The sequence below is a fragment of the Pseudomonas sp. CFBP 5748 genome (assembly GCF_053850495.1).
On sequence record NZ_JBSPTN010000007.1, the window covers coordinates 244,798 to 262,900 of the forward strand.

Consider the following 18,103-nt stretch of genomic DNA (forward strand, 5'->3'; position numbering starts at 1 on the left):
GGTGTGAACATTAGTTTCAGGTTCGCGGTCGATCCAAATGTGGGAGCGGGCTTGCTCGCGAAGACGGCCCTGCATTCAACATCAATGTCGGCTGCCGGAATGCTTTCGTGAGCAAACCCACCCCTATACCAAACAACTTGCATCCGTTACCGCTCATGCACATAAGTGCCGGGCGCCGCTTCACCGGCCGGATAAGCCTTGTTGCCCAACACGGGGGGGGCTTTCTTCAGTTTGCCCGAGCGCTCGGCCTGCCAGGCCTGCCAGTGCAGCCACCAGGAGTCAGTGTGCTTGGTGGAGTTCTCCTGCCAATCCTCGGCCTTGGCTGGCATGTCTTCGCTGGTCATGTAGCGTGACTTGGGATTGCCCGGCGGGTTGAGGATGCTCTGGATATGACCGCTGCTCGACAGCACGAATTCCACTTTTCCACCAAACAGCTGCGCCGACTTATAGCAGGACTTCCACGGTGTGATGTGGTCGTTGGTGCCCGCCAGGGAAAAGATGTCGGCAGTGACCTGCTTGAGGTCGATCGGCGTGCCGCACACTTCCAGTGCATTGGGTCGGATCAACGGGTTGTTTTTGAACATCTCGATGAGGTCGCCGTGGAACGCTGCCGGCAGTCGCGTGGTGTCGTTGTTCCAGAACAGGATGTCGAATACCGGCGGCTCGTTGCCCAGCAGGTAGTTATTGACCCAGTAGTTCCAGATCAGGTCGTTGGGGCGCATCCAGGCGAAAACCTTGGCCATGTCGCGGCCCTCGAGCACGCCGGCCTGGTAAGAGTGACGCTTGGCCGCTTCCAGGGTCTGTTCGTCGACGAACAGCGCAACGTCGGTGTCCAGGGTGGTGTCGAGCACGCTGACCAGCAGGGTCAGGGCGTTGACCTTCTTTTCGCCGAGGGCGGCGTAGTGACCCAGCAACGCGGTGCAGGTGATACCGCCCGAGCAGGCGCCCAGCATGTTCACGTCCTTGCTGCCGGTGATGGCCGTGACCACGTCCACCGCTTCCTTGAGCGCCTCGATGTAGGTCGACAGGCCCCACTCACGCTGTTCCTTGGTGGGGTTGCGCCAGCTGACGATGAAGGTCTGTACGTTGCTGCGCAGGCAGAACCGCGCCAGGCTCTTGTCCGGGCTGAGGTCGAAGACGTAGAACTTGTTGATCTGCGGCGGTACCACCAGCAGCGGGCGCTCGTGGACCTGCTCGGTGATGGGGCGGTACTGGATCAGTTCCAGCACATCGTTGCGAAACACCACGGCGCCTTCGGTCACGCCCAGGCTCTTGCCGACTTCGAATGCGCCCATGTCGACCTGGCTCGGCATGCCGCCGTTGTGCACCAGGTCCTTGGCCAAGTGGGACAGACCGTCCAGCAGGCTCTTGCCACCGGTTTCGAAGAAACGCTTGACCGCCGCCGGGTTGGCTGCCGAGTTGGTCGGGGCCATGGCTTCGGTCATCAGGTTGATCACGAAATGCCCGCGGCTGATGTCCGCCGGCGAGAGGTTGCTGTCGTCGATCCAGGCGTGCAGCTCCTTGCGCCACGCCAGGTAGGTTTGCAGATAACGTTTGTAGAGCGGGTTCTGGCTCCACGCCGGGTCGGCGAAACGACGGTCATCGCTCGAGGGTTGCAGTGCGGATTTGCCGAACAGGACGTTCTTGAGTTCTACGCCGAAATGGGCGACGTGCTTGACGCTGTGCAGCGGTTGCTTGATGGCCTGGGTCAGCACCATTCGGGCAGAGGCCAGCAGATCTTTTCTGCGCAAGCCGACGACAGGATTCAACCCCAGGGTATTTTCCGAGGCCTGGTACTTCAGGTCATCGTTGTTCTTGTTGCTCATCTACGACGCTCCATTGTCCTTCAGACGAGTACCCGGACTGTGCCGTAAAGCCACACAGCCAATTCCAGGTACGCTGCTCGGGTGACCGTTAATTCCGCATCGAGGCCAATGAGGAAACTTGTGCAAGGAACTCGACGGTTCCTTTGCAGGGAACTTGCCAGCTCCATTGGTTACCCGAGTTTAATTTTTTTCGCAAGCAGGCCAGTCATTGACGTTGCCGCGCGGGCATTCAAGCAGATGAGTCTAGAAAATTCGCCCTAAAGCGCCAGCCCTTGAGTTAGAGCATTAGCTTGACGACAGATTCGTTCGGGTCACGGGTTTTTCCGGCTGCCTTGAGCTCCGCAAGATAATCGTTCCACAAGTCTTGCTGGCGTACCGCCAACTGATAGAGATAGTCCCAGGTGAACAGTCCGCTGTCGTGGCCGTCGTCGAAGGTCAGTTTCAGTGCGTACTGGCCGGCCGGTTCAACCTTGCTCAGGCCGACGTTGAGCTTGCCGTATTGCAGGATGGGTTTGCCATGGCCCTGGACCTCGGCGGAAGGCGAATGCACCCGCAGGAATTCGGCGGGCAGGTGATACTCCTCGTCCGGCGCGTATTTCAGCGTCAGGGTTTTGGAGGCTTTGTGCAGGTTGATGGCGGTGGGGAGTTTGGTCATGGCTTCTGATCCGTTTCTGAAGGGAGCCTTGATCTATAAAACGACACAGTCAAATGTGGGAGCGGGCTTGCTCGCGAATGCGCAGTGTCAGTCACAGCAATGTTGACTGTTACACCGCATTCGCGAGCAAGCCCGCTCCCACAGGTCTGCGTTCGCCTGTAATTGCTCCTTACAGGATATACCGCGACAGATCTTCGTTCTGTGCCAATTCACCCAGGTGGCTGTTGACGTACTCGGCGTCGATCAGGATCGGCGCTTCGTTGTGAGTGCTGGCCAGGTCGCCAGCGCTGAACGACACTTCCTCGAGCAGGCGTTCGAGCAGCGTGTGCAGGCGACGGGCACCGATGTTCTCGGTCTTCTCGTTGACCTGCCAGGCGATCTGCGCCAGGCGCTTGATACCTTCCGGGGTGAACTCGATGTTCAGGCCCTCGGTCTTGAGCAGCGCGCAATACTGTTCGGTGAGGGAGGCATGGGGTTCGCTCAGGATGCGTTCGAAGTCTTCCGGCGTCAGCGCCTTGAGTTCGACACGAATCGGCAGGCGGCCTTGCAGCTCCGGCACCAGGTCGCTCGGCTTGCTCAGGTGGAACGCGCCGGAAGCGATGAACAGGATGTGGTCGGTCTTGACCATGCCCAGCTTGGTGTTGACCGTGCAGCCTTCGATCAGCGGCAGCAGGTCGCGTTGCACACCTTCACGGGAGACATCGGCGCCGCCGACATTGCCGCGTTTGGCGACCTTGTCGATTTCGTCGATGAACACGATGCCGTGCTGCTCGACCGCCTCCAGCGCCTTGGCCTTCAACTCTTCTTCGTTGACCAGGCGGCCGGCTTCTTCATCGCGCACCAGTTTCAGCGCGTCCTTGACCTTGAGCTTGCGGCTTTTCTTCTTGCCCTTGCCCATGTTGGCGAACAGGCTTTGCAACTGGTTGGTCATTTCTTCCATGCCCGGCGGCGCGGAAATATCGACGCCGGCCATTTCGGCCACTTCGATCTCGATCTCCTTGTCGTCCAGCTGACCTTCGCGCAGGCGCTTGCGGAACAGCTGGCGGGTGTTGGAGTCCTGGGTCGCGGCGGAGTCGGCGTTGAAGCCCATGCGCGCCGGCGGTAGCAGGGCATCGAGGATGCGCTCTTCGGCGGCGTCTTCGGCGCGGTGGCGAACCTTGGTGATTTCCTGTTCGCGCAGCAGCTTGATGGCGGCATCGGCCAGGTCACGGATGATCGATTCGACGTCGCGACCGACATAACCGACTTCGGTGAACTTGGTGGCTTCGACTTTGATGAACGGTGCGTTGGCGAGTTTGGCCAGGCGCCGGGCGATCTCGGTTTTACCGACACCGGTCGGGCCGATCATCAGGATGTTCTTGGGGGTTACTTCGACGCGCAGTTCTTCGGGCAGTTGCATCCGACGCCAGCGGTTACGCAGGGCGATGGCGACGGCGCGCTTGGCATCGTCCTGGCCGATGATATGGCGGTTGAGTTCGTGGACGATTTCGCGGGGAGTCATGGACATAATAATTGGCGGTCCTCAAGCAAGAATGAGCCGTGGCGTTGAGCCGAAACAGGCTTATTCCGCGAGATCCTGCTCCTCAATGGTTTGGGTGTGGTTGGTGAAGACACAGATGTCGCCAGCAATGCCCAGGGCAGTCTCGACGATTTCACGGGCCGACAGGTCAGTCTTTTTCAACAGGGCGCTGGCCGCGGCCTGGGCGTAGGCGCCGCCGGAGCCCATGGCGATCAGGCCATCCTCGGGCTCAACGACGTCGCCGTTGCCGGTGATGATCAGCGAGGCGTCTTTGTTGGCGACTGCGAGCATGGCTTCGAGGCGGCTCAGGGAGCGGTCGGTGCGCCACTCCTTGGCCAGTTCCACGGCGGCACGGACCAGATGACCCTGGTGTTTCTCCAGCTGGCCTTCGAAACGTTCGAACAGGGTGAAAGCGTCGGCGGTGGCCCCGGCGAACCCGGCGATGACCTCGCCGTGATATAGGCGGCGGACTTTCTTCGCGTTGCCTTTCATCACGGTGTTGCCCAGTGAAACCTGGCCGTCGCCGCCCATGACGACTTTGCCATGACGGCGGACTGAAACGATGGTGGTCAAGGGAGAGTCTCCACGCAGCGGGGCGAAAATGCCCGGATGGAACTCATATGGGGGTGGCGCGGGTTTTTTCAACTGTGGGGCGGGGGAGGGGACGAGTGGTGCGAGTCACGTAGGAGCTGCCGAGCGGAGCGAGGCTGCGATCTTTTGATCTTAATCTTCCGCTCGAGACTCAAGCTAAAAGGGAAAGATCGCAGCCTCGCTCCGCTCGACAGCTCCTACAGGCCCAGCGGGAGCAAGCTCCCTCGCCACAAAAAAACCATAACCACAGGTGTTCTCGGCAGAGATCAGCGACTCTGGCGTTGTTGTAACAACAGGTTACTGAAGCCGCTGCCGGCCAGTTGTTTCTGGGCCTTGGTCAGCTCTTCGCGGTTGCTGAACGGACCGACCAGTACCCGGTACCAGGTTTCGTCCTTCACAGTCCCGGACTCCACCGCCACCGACTGACCCAGCAAAATGATCTGCGCCCGAACCTTGTCCGCATCGGCTTCCTTGCGGAACGAACCGGCCTGGAGGAAGAACTTCGTTACCGGCGCGGCCTTCTGCACCGGTGGGGCCGGTGGCGGCGTAATGCCGGCCAGTGCCGCCTGGGCGCGGGCGGTGTCGATTTTCGCCGCTTCCGCCGGGGTCACTGGGGTGGTGGGCACTTGCGGTGTCGGCAGGGTTTTCTCCGGCACTGCGTCGGGCGGCACGATGACTTCCGATTCCGGCAGCAGGGTGTAGAAGTCGTATTTCGGCTTCACCGGTTGCGTCGGGCTCGGCGGGGTCTTGTTGGCCTCGGCGATGCGCGTGGCTTTCTGCTGCTCTTGCCGGACGCGCTTGACGTCATCGCCCTGGCCTGGGTCCAGTTTCATCAGGAACACAATGAAAGCGCCAACGGTCAGGCCGATGGCCATCCACAACCAGCCCGGAATCGGCTTTTTGGCCGGGGCCTGGTAACGACTGGCGCCGCGCTTGGGTGCAGGTTTTTTCTTGGCAGCCAACTTACATGCGCTCCAGGGTTTCTAGGCCCAGCAGTTCCAGGCCTTGCTTGAGCGTACGCCCGGTCAGCGCGGCGAGGCGCAGGCGGCTCTGCATTTGCTCTGGGGTTTGGGCGCTGAGGATCGGGCAGTTCTCGTAGAAGCTGGAGAACAGGCCGGCGACATCGTACAGGTATGCGCACAGCGTGTGCGGCGTGCCCTTGTCGGCGACGTTGTTCAGCACTTCACCGAACTGTGCCAGTTTCGCGGCCAGCTCCTGCTCATGAGCGGCCTCAAGCACGATCTGGCCGTCCACTTCACTGAAGCTCTTGCCGAGCTTGCGGAACACCCCCGCCACGCGGGTGTAGGCGTACAGCAGGTATGGCGCGGTGTTGCCTTCGAAATTGAGCATCAGGTCGAAATTGAAGCTGTAGTCGCTGGTGCGGTGCTTGGACAGGTCAGCGTATTTCACCGCGTCGATGCCCACCACCTTGGCGATCTGGCGCAGTTCGTCCTCGGCCAGGTCCGGGTTCTTGCCCTTGACCAGGGTGTAGGCGCGGTCCTGGGCTTCGGTCAGCAGGTCGATCAGCTTCACCGTGCCGCCGTCGCGGGTCTTGAACGGACGACCGTCGGCGCCGTTCATGGTGCCGAAGCCCATGTGTTCCATTTCCATCGGATGGGTCACGAAGCCGGCCAGGCGCGCCACTTCGAACACTTGCTGGAAGTGCAGGGCCTGACGCTGGTCGACGAAATACAGGACCCGATCGGCCTTGAGCACGCGGTTGCGATAGCGCACGGCCGCCAGGTCAGTGGTGGCGTACAGGTAGCCGCCATCGGCCTTGACGATGATCACCGGCAGTGGCTCGTCGTCGGCGGTCTTGAACTGGTCGAGGAACACGCACTGGGCGCCGTTGCTTTCCACCAGCATGCCCTTGGCCTTGAGGTCGTTGACCACGTTGATCAGGTCATCGTTGTAGGCGCTTTCGCCCATCACGTCGGCCATGGTCAATTTGACGTTCAGCAGCTCGTAGATTTTCTGGCAGTGAGACAGGGAGATGTCCTTGAACTTGCTCCACAGCGCCAGGCACTCGGCGTCGCCGGCCTGCAGCTTGACCACCAGGCCACGGGCACGGTCGGCGAACTCGGGCGACTCGTCGAAACGTTGCTTGGCGGCGCGGTAGAAGTTCTCCAGGTCCGACAGCTCGTCGCTGGTGATCGGGTTTTCCTGCAGGTAGGCCATCAGCATGCCGAACTGGGTGCCCCAGTCGCCAACGTGGTTCTGGCGGATCACCGTGTCGCCGAGAAACTCCAGGACCCGGGCCACGCCGTCGCCGATGATGGTCGAACGCAGATGACCGACGTGCATTTCCTTGGCGAGGTTGGGCGCCGAGAGATCGACCACGGTGCGCTGCAACGGGCCGGCCTTGCGCACGCCGATGCGCGCGTCGGCCAGGGCCGCGTCCAGGCGCGAGGCCAGGGCCTGGGTGTTCTGGAAGAAATTGATGAAGCCTGGGCCGGCAATGTCTGCCTTGCTGACGTTATCGTCGGCGGGCAGCGCGGCGATGATTTTCTCCGCCAGGTCCCGCGGTTTCATGCCGGCCGGTTTGGCGAGCATCATCGCGATGTTGCTGGCAAAGTCGCCGTGGGTCTTGTCGCGAGTGTTTTCGACCTGAATCGCCGGCGACAGGCCTTCTGGCAGCACACCTTCAGCGACGAGTTGGGTGATGGCTTGCTGGATGAGCTGGCGAATGGTGTCTTTCATGGTCTTCTCTTTCAACCGCAGGCGCGGCGGCGCTTCGATGCGCTGGTGGAAAAACTGGGCATTATCCGTGGCGAAGGCGGGCTTGCCAACTGTAGCGGGTCGGGTGGGGATATGTGGTGACTATTCTTGGTGGCCTGGATGCACTCGGTCCACAGGGGGCAAAGCTTGCGCTCTGCTCAATCAATACAAATCCACCGGATCCACATCCAGCGACCAGCGCACCGCCCGCCCGCTGGGCATCTGTTCCAACAGTAGCAGCCAGGCACTCAATAGCCGATGCAGCGGCGCCCGGGCATTGGCCTGTAATAAAAGTTGTGCCCGATAACGTCCGGCCCGCCGTTCCATCGGAGCTGGCACCGGGCCCAATAGTTCGATGCCGGTGAGATTCTGTTGCGCGAGCAAACGCTCGGCCTCGCTGCAGGCCTCGTCGAGGAACGCTTCCGCTTGCCCCGGCTTGTGGGCTTCGGCCCGCAACAACGCCAAGTGCGCAAACGGCGGCAAGCCGGCGCCGCGCCGTTCGCTCAAGGCCTGCTCGGCGAAGGCGAAGTAGCCTTGCTCGGTCAGTTGGATCAGCAGTGGGTGGTCCGCCAGATGGGTCTGGATAATCACTTTGCCCGGCTCCTCGGCCCGCCCGGCGCGCCCGGCGACCTGGACGATCAACTGGGCCATGCGCTCGCTGGCGCGGAAGTCACCGGAGAACAGGCCGCCGTCGGCGTCGAGGATCGACACCAGCGTGACCCGGGGGAAGTGATGCCCTTTGGCGAGCATCTGCGTGCCCACCAGGATGCACGGCTGGCCCTTCTGGATCGTGGCGAACAGCTGGTTCATCGCATCCTTGCGCGACGTACTGTCGCGGTCCACCCGCAGTACCGGGTAATCGGGAAACAGGATGCCCAAACGCTCTTCGGCGCGCTCGGTGCCGGCGCCGACCGGGCGCAAGTCGACTTTGCCGCATTGCGGGCAGTGCCTGGGCACCCGCTCGGCGTGGCCGCAATGGTGACAGCGCAGTTCGCCATGACGCTGATGCACGGTCATCCGCGCATCGCAGCGCTCGCAGCCGGACATCCAGCCGCAGTCATGGCACAGCAGGGTTGGGGCGAAACCCCGGCGGTTGAGAAACACCAGGACCTGTTGCCCGGCCGCCAGGGTCTGCCCGATGGCCTGTTGCATCGGCCCGGAAATGCCGCTGTCCAGCGGACGGCTTTTCACATCCAGGCGCAGGAAGCGCGGCTGCTTGGCGCCGCCGGCCCGTTCGTTGAGGCGCAGCAGCCCGTAGCGGCCGGTGTAGGCGTTATGCAGGCTTTCCAGGGACGGTGTCGCCGAACCGAGGACGATGGGGATGTTTTCCTGGCGGGCGCGCACCAGCGCCAGGTCGCGGGCGTGGTAGCGCAGGCCTTCCTGCTGTTTATAGGAGCCGTCGTGTTCTTCGTCGATGATGATCAGACCGGGGTTTTTCATCGGTGTGAACAGTGCCGAGCGGGTGCCGATGATAATGTCGGCCTCGCCGTCCCGGGCGGCGAGCCAGGCTTCCAGGCGTTCGCGGTCGTTGACCCCCGAGTGCACCAGGGCGATCCGGGCGTTGAAGCGTTGCTCGAAGCGCGCCAGGGTTTGCGGGCCGAGGTTGATTTCCGGAATCAGTACCAGGGCTTGCTTGCCGGCTTCCAGGGTCTGGCGGATCAGCTGCAGATAGACTTCGGTCTTACCGCTGCCGGTGACGCCCGCCAGCAGAAAGGCGTGATAACTGTCGAAACCTGCGCGAATTGCCTCGCAAGCGGCCCGCTGCTCAGCGTTGAGCGGCAGTTCCGGCTGGGCCAGCCAATGTTCATGGCGCAGGCCCGGGGCATGCCTGCGCACTTCCACCTGGACCAGGTCCTTGGCCAGCAGCAGATCGAGGCTGTCCTTGCTGAGCATCAGTTTGCTCAGCAACTGATGGGCCACGCCGTGGGGATGCTGGGCCAGAGTCGCCAAGGCCTCGCGCTGGCGCGGGGCGCGGGCGATGCGCGGGTCGTCCATCGAAGCGCCCGGCGCCACTGACCAGAACCGCTCCTGGCGCGCCTCGGCCGGTTCGCCCTGGCGCAGCAGCACCGGCAGCGCCCAGCTCAGGGTGTCGCCGAGGCTGTGCTGATAATACTGGGAGGTCCACAGGCACAGCTTGAACAGCGACGCGGGCAGCGGTGGCGTGGCATCGAGCAGGGCCAGGGCCGGTTTGAGCTTGTCGGCCGGCACTTCGCTGTGGTCGGTGACCTCCACCAGAATTCCGATCATTTCCCGTCGGCCGAATGGCACCCGCAGACGCATGCCTGGGTGCAACTGGGCGCGCAGGACCCCGGCCGGGGCGCGGTAGTCGAACAGGCGGCGCAGGGGCGAAGGCAGGGCGAGGCGCAGGATGGCGTCGGGCACGCGGGGGATCTCGGTAGGCGGACAAATTCGCAAGGCTGAGCGCGATTCAATGTGGAAGCGAGCTTGCTCGCGATTAGCGGTGGGTCAGTCACGGTGATGTCGACTGTACCGTCGCTATCGCGAGCAAGCTCGCTCCCACAGGGATTGTGCTTGAGGGCGCGAGCCTAGCAGACGGTTGGTATAAGCGACAGCTTGCGCGAATGACGATGTCTGGTAGAATCCGCGGCCTAATTACGTGCGGTATTCAACAATAGTGTTGGGTGGCGGCACGCTAGCCTGAGGAAAACAGCATGAAAACCGATATCCATCCAGAATACCCGGCCATTGCCGTAACTTGCAGCTGCGGCAACAAGTTCGAAACTCGTTCGACCTACGGCAAAGCCCTGGCGATCGACGTTTGCAACGAATGCCACCCGTTCTACACCGGTAAGCAAAAGACTCTGGATACCGGCGGCCGCGTTCAGAAGTTCGCCGATCGTTTCGGTGCTTTCGGCAAAGCTGCTCCAAAAGCCTGAGGCTGATCATTTTGGAAAGTCGTTCCGGCTTCTCCAGACTGATGAAGAAGGCGCCCCTTGTGGGCGCCTTTTTTGTGTCTGTGATTTGGTTGTCCAGTGCCCAGGCCTTCTGTCCGACACCGGGCAGCCTGACGTCCGTCGCGGTACAGCGGGTCGTGGATGGCGATACCTTGCGCCTGGCCGATGGGCGCAATGTGCGCATGATTGGCTTGAACACGCCTGAGCTGGGTAAGCGGGGTCGTTCCGACGAGCCGTTCGCCGTGGTTGCTCGCAAGCGCCTGGAAGCGTTGGTAGGCGCCAGCAACGGGCGCGTCGGTTTGTTGCTGGGTAAAGAGCGCAAGGATCGCTACGGTCGCACGCTGGCCCATGTCTATGGTGCCGATGGCACTAACTTCGAAGCGCAGCTGCTCGCCGAAGGCCTCGGTTTCCAGGTGGCGGTCGCGCCGAACGTTGATTTGGTCAGTTGCCAGCACGCCGCCGAACGCGTTGCTCGTCAGGCCAGGCTTGGTGTGTGGCGGCAATCACCTGTACTCAAAGCTGCGCAGATAAGCGCCTCCGGTTTCGTCTTGCTCAGTGGCCGTGTGAGCAAGGTTCAGCGCAATCGTGGTGGCGTTTGGATCGAGTTGCAGGACTCGGTTGTATTGCGCGTTGCACCCACTTTGCTCGCGCAGTTCGACGTCGCAGTTCTTGAAACGCTCAAGGGCAAACACGTCGAGGCGCGTGGTTGGGTGCTCGATCGTTCGCGCCAAGGTGGTTTGAAATCCGGACAGGCGCGCTGGTTGCTGCCTTTGACCGATCCCGCCATGTTAAGCGTGATATCTCAATAAAAATTGTAGACATTTTCATGCTTGATTGTATGCATGTAGCCCCTGTGTTTAGCGGCCCTTGGCCCAAAGTCGTAGGGCTGGGCGCTTGACAGGGGTGACTGGTCAGTCTTGTCGGGACTTTGCGAGGCGCGTATCCTCGGCGGTCCGTCTGTCCAACACAGTAAAAAGCGGAATGCCCACATGTCTGATCTGAAAACTGCCGCTCTCGAATATCACGCTAATCCTCGTCCAGGGAAGCTGAGTGTCGAGCTCACCAAGGCCACCGCTACTGCCCGCGATCTGTCGCTGGCCTACAGCCCCGGCGTAGCCGAACCGGTACGCGAAATTGCTCGCGACCCTGAACTGGCCTACAGATACACCGGCAAGGGCAACCTGGTGGCAGTCATTTCCGATGGCACCGCGATCCTCGGCCTGGGTAACCTTGGCCCACTGGCTTCCAAGCCAGTCATGGAAGGCAAGGGCGTGCTGTTCAAGCGCTTCGCCGGTATCGACGTGTTCGACATCGAAGTTGACTCCGAAAGCCCGCAAGCCTTCATCGACACCGTCAAGCGTATCTCCATTACTTTCGGCGGCATCAACCTGGAAGACATCAAGGCCCCTGAGTGCTTCGAGATCGAGCGCGCCCTGATCGAGCAATGCGACATTCCGGTGTTCCACGATGACCAGCACGGTACCGCGATCGTGACCGCGGCCGGCATGATCAACGCCCTGGAAATTGCTGGCAAAACCCTGCCTGAAGCCAAGATCGTCTGCCTCGGCGCCGGCGCTGCGGCCATCTCCTGCATGAAGTTGCTGGTGAGCATGGGCGCCAAGATCGAAAACATCTTCATGGTCGACCGTACCGGCGTGATCCACTCCGGCCGTGACGACCTGAACCAGTACAAGGCCGTGTTTGCCCACGCGACCGACAAGCGCTCCCTGGCGGACGCGCTGGACGGTGCCGATGTGTTCGTCGGCCTGTCGGGTCCGAACCTGCTGAGCGCGGAAAACCTGCTGCGCATGGCGCCGAACCCAATCGTGTTCGCATGCTCGAACCCGGACCCGGAGATCTCTCCGGAACTGGCTCACGCTACCCGCAACGACGTGATCATGGCCACCGGTCGTTCGGACTACCCGAACCAGGTCAACAACGTACTGGGCTTCCCGTTCATCTTCCGCGGTGCCCTGGACGTTCGCGCCAAGCGCATCAACGAAGAAATGAAAGTCGCGGCAGCCAACGCCCTGCGCGAACTGGCCAAGCTGCCGGTGCCTCAGGAAGTGTGCGACGCCTACGGCGGCATCAAGTTGGAATTCGGTCGTGAGTACATCATTCCGAAACCAATGGACGCCCGCCTGATCACCCTGATCTCCGACGCCGTGGCCAAGGCCGCGATCGAGACTGGCGTGGCCACCCTGCCGTATCCGAAGAACTACCCGCTCAAGAGCGTGGATGACGTGTTCAACGGCTAAACCGTTGTAGCGCTTCAACGAAAAACCCCGGCTCGTGTGAGTCGGGGTTTTTTATTGGCCACCGGTTGTGTATGACCACCACAAACCCCTGTGGGAGCGAGCAAGCTCGGCTCCCACAGGGGTAGTGCGGCTCAAAAAAGCCCCGCACTTCTTGCGAAGGCGGGGCTTTCAAGATTGTCGCTGATCAGAACAAATCAATCGGCGCCGCTTCGTCCGCCGGCAGCGGGCTGCCTGGCGCAACGCCGTTGCCCAGCTCGTTGACCGATGGCGGGGTGTCTTCGCTCTTGAACAGTTCGAAGTACGCCCCTGGGGTGCCTGGCGTGGCCGCACGGCCGCTGACCGGGTCGACCCGCAGGCTGAGGATGCCTTCCGGCTCCGGCTGGGTGTGAGGCGGCTTGTCCTTGAGGGCAGCGCCCATGTAGCTCATCCAGATCGGCAGTGCGACCGTGCCACCGAACTCGCGACGACCCAGGCTTTCGGGCTGGTCGAAACCGGTCCAGACGGTGGTCACGTAATCAGCGTTATAGCCCGAGAACCAGGCGTCCTTGGATTCGTTGGTGGTGCCGGTCTTGCCCGCCAGGTCGGTGCGGCCCAGGGCCAGAGCGCGGCGACCGGTGCCGAGCTTGATCACGTCCTGCAGCATGCTGTTGAGGATGTAGGTGGTACGGCCATCGACAATGCGCTCGGCGATGGCCGGCGCTTGCGGTAGCGCCGGGGCCGTCGTGGCTTCGCCCGGGGTCGCATTGACCGTGAACGTCTCGGCGGCCGGCGCGGCAACACCATCGCTGGCCTGCTCGCCGGTAGGCACGCGAGGCGGGTTGGCGACGAACAGCGTCTCACCGTTACGACTTTCGATCTTGTCGATGATGTACGGGGTGATTTTGTATCCGCCGTTGGCGAAGCTGCTCCAGCCCGTGGCGATTTCCATCGGTGTCAGGGTCGCGGTGCCCAGGGCCAGGGACAGGTTGCGCGGCAGGTCCTGCTTGTTGAAGCCGAACTTGCTGATGTAGTCGATGGTGCGATCCACGCCCAGCGCCTGCAACAGGCGGATCGATACCAGGTTGCGGGATTTGTACAACGCTTCGCGCAGGCGGATCGGGCCCAGGAACGTGTTGGTGTCGTTCTTCGGTCGCCAGACCTTGTCCAGGTATTCATCGACAAACACGATCGGCGCATCGTTCACCAGGCTGGCGGCGGTGTAACCATTGTCCAGGGCGGCGCTGTAGACGAATGGCTTGAAGCTCGAACCTGGCTGGCGCTTAGCCTGCAGTGCGCGGTTGTAGTTGCTCTGCTCGAAGGCGAAGCCACCCACCAACGAGCGGATGGCGCCGTTCTGCGGGTCAAGGGACACCAGTGCACCTTGGGCGGCGGGAATCTGATTGAACTTGAGGGTATTGTCCGCCTGGCGTTGCACCCGGATCAGATCGCCAACCTGGGCAACGTCAGACGGCTGCCGGGGGTTGGGCCCCATGCTGTTGGTATTGAGGAACGGGCGCGCCCATTTCATGGTGTCCCAGGCCACGTGTTCTTCCAGCTCGCCGTTGCGGGTCAGGACCTTGAGGCCGTCCTTGTCCACCGAAGTGACAATGGCAGGTTCCAGGCCGCTGATGGCGCGCTGCTTGGTCAGCTCCAGGGCCCAGGCTTCCTTGGTCTTGCCCGGCAGGCGCGACTCAGGTCCACGATAGCCATGGCGCTGGTCGTAGCTCATCAGGCCCTCGTGCAGGGCGGTGTTGGCCATTTCCTGCAAATTGCTCGGTACTGTGGTGGTTACGCGAAAACCTTCGGTGTAGGCGTCGCTGCCATAGCGGCCGACCATCTCGGCACGGGCCATCTCGGCGATGTACGGCGCGTTCACTTCCGGGGTCGGTACGTGATAGCTGGCGTTCAATGGCTCGTTGATCGCCATGGTGTAGTCGGCTTCGCTGATCTTGCCGAGCTTGTACATGCGCCCCAGGATCCAGTCGCGACGTTCCTTGCTGCGTGTCGGGTTGGCCAGTGGGTTGAAGCGCGACGGTGCCTTGGGCAGGCCGGCGATCATCGCCATCTGCGCCAGGCTCACATCACGGATCGACTTGCCGTAATACACCTGCGCCGCCGCCTCGATGCCGTAGGCGCGGTTACCCAGGTAAATCTTGTTTACGTACAGCTCGAGGATTTCATCCTTGGTCAGCTGCCGCTCGATTTGCAGGGCCAGGAGGATTTCGGTGGTCTTGCGCGAGAAGCTGCGCTCACTGGTCAGGAAGAAGTTCTTGGCGACCTGCATGGTGATGGTGCTGCCGCCGGACTGGATGTGACCGCTCTTGATCAACTGGCTGGCGGCTCGCATGAGGCTGCCCGGGTCGACGCCGTAGTGATTGGCGAAATTGTCGTCTTCAGCACTTAGTAACGCATTGATGAAATTGGGGGGAATGTCGGCGAAACGGATCGGCGTGCGGCGCATTTCGCCAAATTCGGCGATCAACTTGTTGTCGCTGCTGTACACCCGCAGGGGAATCTGCAACTGAATACTTCTCAGCGCCTCCACGGACGGTAAACCCGGACTAAGGTAAAGAAACGCACCGCTCAGACCCAAGAGCAGTCCGCAGAAAACGGCGACGATGGACCATCCGAAAAATTTCAGCAGACGAATCAAGGCTTTTGGATATCCAGGCAAAGAATGAAAAAGGCGCCAGGTGCAGGGAAGGACCCGTGCGAGCAACAAAGCGAAAAAAAACGCTGGGCATTATAAGCATTTTTTTTCGTCGAAAACGCCATCCGGACGTCCGTCGGGCTGGGGTGATTGAACGCAATGCATATTAGAGAGTCCGTAACTCACGGATAGTCATAGGGAATTGGTAGTGCTACGACTCTTCAATAAAAAAGCCCATACGCTTCTGGGGATAGACATCAGCTCCACGTCGGTGAAGCTGCTTGAGTTGAGCCGCCAGGGTGACCGATACCGCGTCGAGTCTTACGCGGTCGAACCGTTGCCGGCCAACGCCGTGGTCGAAAAGAACATCGCCGAGCTCGAAGGGGTGGGCCAGGCATTGTCGCGTGTGCTGGCCAAGGCCAAAACGACCTCGCGCAGCGTGGCGGTGGCCGTGGCGGGTTCGGCGGTGATCACCAAGACCATCGAGATGGACGCCGGCCTCTCCGACGACGACATGGAAAACCAGCTCAAGATCGAGGCCGACCAATACATTCCCTATCCATTGGATGAGGTGGCCATCGATTTCGAGGTCCTCGGCCCGTCACCGCGCAGCGCCGAGCGGGTCGAGGTGCTGCTGGCGGCCTGCCGCAAGGAAAACGTCGAGGTTCGCGAGGCTGCGCTGGCGCTGGCCGGGCTGACGGCCCGGGTGGTCGATGTTGAAGCCTACGCGCTGGAGCGCGCCTTTGGCCTGCTCGCCACGCAACTGGCCGCGTCCCAGGAGCGGCTGACCGTGGCGGTCATCGACATCGGTGCCACCATGACCACCCTCAGCGTGCTGCACAACGGGCGGATCATCTATACCCGCGAGCAATTGTTCGGCGGCCGCCAACTTACCGAGGAAATCCAGCGCCGCTATGGCCTGACGGCTGAGCAGGCTGGTCAGGCAAAGAAGCAGGGTGGACTGCCGGACGATTACCTCAGCGAGGTGCTGCAGCCCTTTCGCGAGGCCCTGGTGCAGCAGGTCTCGCGGTCCTTGCAGTTTTTCTTCGCTTCGGGCCAGTACAGCACGGTGGACCACATTTTATTGGCCGGCGGCTCAGCGTCGGTGGCCGGCCTTGATCGGCTGATCGAACAGCGCCTGGGCACACCGACCCAGGTGGCCAACCCGTTTACCAATATGGCCCTGAGCAGCAAGGTCAATGCCGGTGCCCTGGCCAGTGATGCTCCGGCGCTGATGATTGCCTGCGGGCTGGCCCTCAGGAGTTTCGACTGATGGCGCGGATCAACCTTCTCCCCTGGCGCGAAGAGTTGCGCGAAGAGCGTCGCAAACGCTTTTTGCTGGCATTGGTGGGCGCGCTGGTGGGGGCGGTGGGCTTGATGCTGATCGCGGTCCAGTACCTCAATAGTGCCATTGGCCATCAAGTGGCGCGTAACAGTCATCTCTCCGAGCAGATCGCCGTGCTCGACGAGCGCATCAAGCAGATCAGCGAACTGAAAGCCCGTCGCCAGCAACTGTTGGAGCGCATGCGCATCATCCAGGACCTGCAGGGGAACCGGCCGGTCAGCGGGCGCATCTTCGACCAACTGGCGCGGACTCTACCGGACGGGGTGTATTTCACCGAAGTGAAAATGGAAGACAAGACACTCTCTATCAAAGGTGCTGCGGAATCGAACAACCGGGTCTCGGACCTCATGCGCAATCTGGACGCATCGGACCTGTTCGATGCGCCCAGCTTGACGGAGGTCAAGGCCACCACGGCTGGTCAGCTCGACCAGGCCAATGTTTTCCAACTGACGGTTCGCCAGACCCGCCCGGCCGATGAGGAGGACGCCCAATGAAGCCGGGGGAGTGGTTCGACGCGCTGCGCAAGATCGACATCAGTGACCTGGACACCAACAACATCGGTGCCTGGCCGAGCCCGGTCAAGTGGCTGGCCGGCGTCCTGCTGGTGCTCCTGGTGCTTGGGCTGGGCTATAACTTTGCCTTGAGTGACCTGGAGAGCCAGTTACAGCAAGTGCGCGAGCAAGAGAGCACGCTCAAGGCGCAATTTGCGGGCAAGGCCCACATGGCGGCAAACCTGGAGCGCTACACCGAGCAGATGAAGCAGATGGAAACGTCTTTCGGTGTGCTGTTGCGCCAATTGCCCAGTGACACCGAGGTTCCGGGCCTGCTGGAAGACATTACCCGCACCGGCCTGGGTAGCGGCCTGGAGTTTGAAGAAATCAAACTGCTGCCGGAGGTCACCCAGCCGTTCTACATCGAGCTGCCGATCCAGATCACTGTGACCGGCGGCTACCATGATCTGGCGACGTTCGTCAGTGGTGTGGCCGGGTTGCCCCGGATCGTCACGTTGCACGATTTCGAGATCGCGCCAATGGAGCCCGAGGCGGGCGCGAAGCTGCACATGAGTATCCAGGCCAAGACCTACCGGTACAACGAGCAGGAGGCTCAGCCATGAGGCCGGTCTGCCGCATTTGCCTGCTGGCAGCGCTGGTCGCGCTGGCGGGCTGTGACAACAACAGCGGTTTTGGCGACCTGGACGCCTACATGAACGAAGTGCGCCTGCGTCCGCCCGGCAAGATCGAGCCGACGCCGACGTTCAGGCCCTACGAAACCTTTACCTACAGCGCCGCCAACCTGCGCAGCCCTTTTACCAGGCAGGTCCGGGTGGACCAGGCCAGTCGGCAACAGGGTTCGCGCAACGTGCGGCCCGACCCCAGCCGTGTCAAGCAATACCTGGAAGGCTTCAACATCGAGCAATTTGAAATGGTCGGTACGATCTCCAATGCCAGCGGCTCCTTCGCGCTGTTACGCGGCGCGGGCGGGGTGCATCGGCTCAAGGTCGGTGACTATCTGGGGCGCAACGATGGGCGAATTGTCGCGATCAGCGCCACTCAGGTCGATGTGGTCGAAATCGTTCCCGATGGCGAGGGTGCCTGGCTGGAACGACCACGGACCATTCCTTTGAAAGAGCACTCATAGTGGAAGTCG

The 18,103-nt window shown here is 61.7% G+C and carries 15 protein-coding genes; 7 read left to right on the plus strand and 8 right to left on the minus strand.

Annotation, left to right across the window (positions count from 1 at the left end; all coding sequences use genetic code 11):
• Positions 1–146 precede the first annotated feature (146 nt).
• The 7 genes from phaC to ACWNZ1_RS18255 form a co-directional block, all read right to left on the minus strand.
• Positions 147–1,826 (minus strand): class II poly(R)-hydroxyalkanoic acid synthase, encoded by a 1,680-nt coding sequence (gene phaC / locus ACWNZ1_RS18225; protein ID WP_456027788.1) that lies wholly within the window; start codon positions 1,824–1,826, stop codon positions 147–149.
• A 277-nt stretch (positions 1,827–2,103) separates the two neighbouring features.
• Complete coding sequence (locus tag ACWNZ1_RS18230; RefSeq protein ID WP_135843301.1) at positions 2,104–2,481, minus strand: gamma-butyrobetaine hydroxylase-like domain-containing protein; 378 nt, start codon at positions 2,479–2,481, stop codon at positions 2,104–2,106.
• A gap of 169 nt (positions 2,482–2,650) precedes the next feature.
• Positions 2,651–3,988, minus strand: a complete 1,338-nt coding sequence (gene hslU, locus ACWNZ1_RS18235; RefSeq protein ID WP_135843302.1) for an ATP-dependent protease ATPase subunit HslU — start codon at positions 3,986–3,988, stop codon at positions 2,651–2,653.
• A 54-nt stretch (positions 3,989–4,042) separates the two neighbouring features.
• Positions 4,043–4,573 carry an ATP-dependent protease subunit HslV gene (gene hslV, locus ACWNZ1_RS18240; protein ID WP_003196958.1) on the minus strand — a complete coding sequence of 177 codons (531 nt, stop codon included), beginning with the start codon at positions 4,571–4,573 and terminating at the stop codon, positions 4,043–4,045.
• 284 nt (positions 4,574–4,857) lie between these two features.
• A complete protein-coding gene (locus tag ACWNZ1_RS18245) occupies positions 4,858–5,553 on the minus strand; it encodes an SPOR domain-containing protein (RefSeq protein WP_135843303.1) in 696 nt (231 codons plus the stop codon).
• Position 5,554: 1 nt separating this feature from the next.
• Positions 5,555–7,291 (minus strand): arginine--tRNA ligase, encoded by a 1,737-nt coding sequence (gene argS / locus ACWNZ1_RS18250; RefSeq protein ID WP_256454105.1) that lies wholly within the window; start codon positions 7,289–7,291, stop codon positions 5,555–5,557.
• Between the two features lie 180 nt (positions 7,292–7,471).
• A complete protein-coding gene (locus ACWNZ1_RS18255; protein WP_456027789.1) occupies positions 7,472–9,691 on the minus strand; it encodes a primosomal protein N' in 2,220 nt (739 codons plus the stop codon).
• Positions 9,692–9,981: 290 nt separating this feature from the next.
• Between ACWNZ1_RS18255 and rpmE the strand changes: the two genes are divergently transcribed.
• From rpmE to ACWNZ1_RS18270, 3 genes are all read left to right on the plus strand, one after another.
• Positions 9,982–10,206 carry a 50S ribosomal protein L31 gene (gene rpmE, locus ACWNZ1_RS18260; RefSeq protein ID WP_135843306.1) on the plus strand — a complete coding sequence of 75 codons (225 nt, stop codon included), beginning with the start codon at positions 9,982–9,984 and terminating at the stop codon, positions 10,204–10,206.
• Positions 10,207–10,247: 41 nt separating this feature from the next.
• Positions 10,248–11,033, plus strand: a complete 786-nt coding sequence (locus ACWNZ1_RS18265) for a thermonuclease family protein (RefSeq protein WP_135843307.1) — start codon at positions 10,248–10,250, stop codon at positions 11,031–11,033.
• Between the two features lie 180 nt (positions 11,034–11,213).
• A complete protein-coding gene (locus tag ACWNZ1_RS18270) occupies positions 11,214–12,482 on the plus strand; it encodes a malic enzyme-like NAD(P)-binding protein (RefSeq protein WP_135843308.1) in 1,269 nt (422 codons plus the stop codon).
• Positions 12,483–12,666: 184 nt separating this feature from the next.
• Here the strand turns inward: ACWNZ1_RS18270 and ACWNZ1_RS18275 are convergent, their stop codons facing one another.
• Positions 12,667–15,114 carry a penicillin-binding protein 1A gene (locus tag ACWNZ1_RS18275; RefSeq protein ID WP_456027790.1) on the minus strand — a complete coding sequence of 816 codons (2,448 nt, stop codon included), beginning with the start codon at positions 15,112–15,114 and terminating at the stop codon, positions 12,667–12,669.
• Positions 15,115–15,319: 205 nt separating this feature from the next.
• On the opposite strand from ACWNZ1_RS18275, the gene ACWNZ1_RS18280 reads away from it, so the two are divergent.
• The 4 genes from ACWNZ1_RS18280 to ACWNZ1_RS18295 are packed head-to-tail and all read left to right on the plus strand — an operon-like array spanning position 15,320 to position 18,094.
• Positions 15,320–16,384, plus strand: a complete 1,065-nt coding sequence (locus ACWNZ1_RS18280) for a pilus assembly protein PilM (protein ID WP_135843310.1) — start codon at positions 15,320–15,322, stop codon at positions 16,382–16,384.
• Positions 16,384–16,950, plus strand: coding sequence for a PilN domain-containing protein (locus tag ACWNZ1_RS18285; RefSeq protein ID WP_135843311.1), 567 nt, complete (start codon positions 16,384–16,386; stop codon positions 16,948–16,950). Before ACWNZ1_RS18280 ends, ACWNZ1_RS18285 begins: the two co-directional genes overlap by 1 nt.
• Positions 16,947–17,570, plus strand: a complete 624-nt coding sequence (pilO, locus tag ACWNZ1_RS18290) for a type 4a pilus biogenesis protein PilO (RefSeq protein WP_135843312.1) — start codon at positions 16,947–16,949, stop codon at positions 17,568–17,570. Before ACWNZ1_RS18285 ends, pilO begins: the two co-directional genes overlap by 4 nt.
• Positions 17,567–18,094, plus strand: coding sequence for a pilus assembly protein PilP (locus ACWNZ1_RS18295; RefSeq protein ID WP_135843313.1), 528 nt, complete (start codon positions 17,567–17,569; stop codon positions 18,092–18,094). Before pilO ends, ACWNZ1_RS18295 begins: the two co-directional genes overlap by 4 nt.
• Positions 18,095–18,103: the final 9 nt, after the last annotated feature.

Coding starts and splice junctions, on each gene's coding strand:
- phaC (WP_456027788.1), bottom strand. CDS start 1,826: ATGAGCAACAAGAACAACGATGACCTGAAGTACCAGGCCTCGGAAAAT.
- ACWNZ1_RS18230 (WP_135843301.1), bottom strand. CDS start 2,481: ATGACCAAACTCCCCACCGCCATCAACCTGCACAAAGCCTCCAAAACC.
- hslU (WP_135843302.1), bottom strand. CDS start 3,988: ATGTCCATGACTCCCCGCGAAATCGTCCACGAACTCAACCGCCATATC.
- argS (WP_256454105.1), bottom strand. CDS start 7,291: ATGAAAGACACCATTCGCCAGCTCATCCAGCAAGCCATCACCCAACTC.
- rpmE (WP_135843306.1), top strand. CDS start 9,982: ATGAAAACCGATATCCATCCAGAATACCCGGCCATTGCCGTAACTTGC.
- ACWNZ1_RS18265 (WP_135843307.1), top strand. CDS start 10,248: ATGAAGAAGGCGCCCCTTGTGGGCGCCTTTTTTGTGTCTGTGATTTGG.
- ACWNZ1_RS18270 (WP_135843308.1), top strand. CDS start 11,214: ATGTCTGATCTGAAAACTGCCGCTCTCGAATATCACGCTAATCCTCGT.
- ACWNZ1_RS18285 (WP_135843311.1), top strand. CDS start 16,384: ATGGCGCGGATCAACCTTCTCCCCTGGCGCGAAGAGTTGCGCGAAGAG.
- pilO (WP_135843312.1), top strand. CDS start 16,947: ATGAAGCCGGGGGAGTGGTTCGACGCGCTGCGCAAGATCGACATCAGT.
- ACWNZ1_RS18295 (WP_135843313.1), top strand. CDS start 17,567: ATGAGGCCGGTCTGCCGCATTTGCCTGCTGGCAGCGCTGGTCGCGCTG.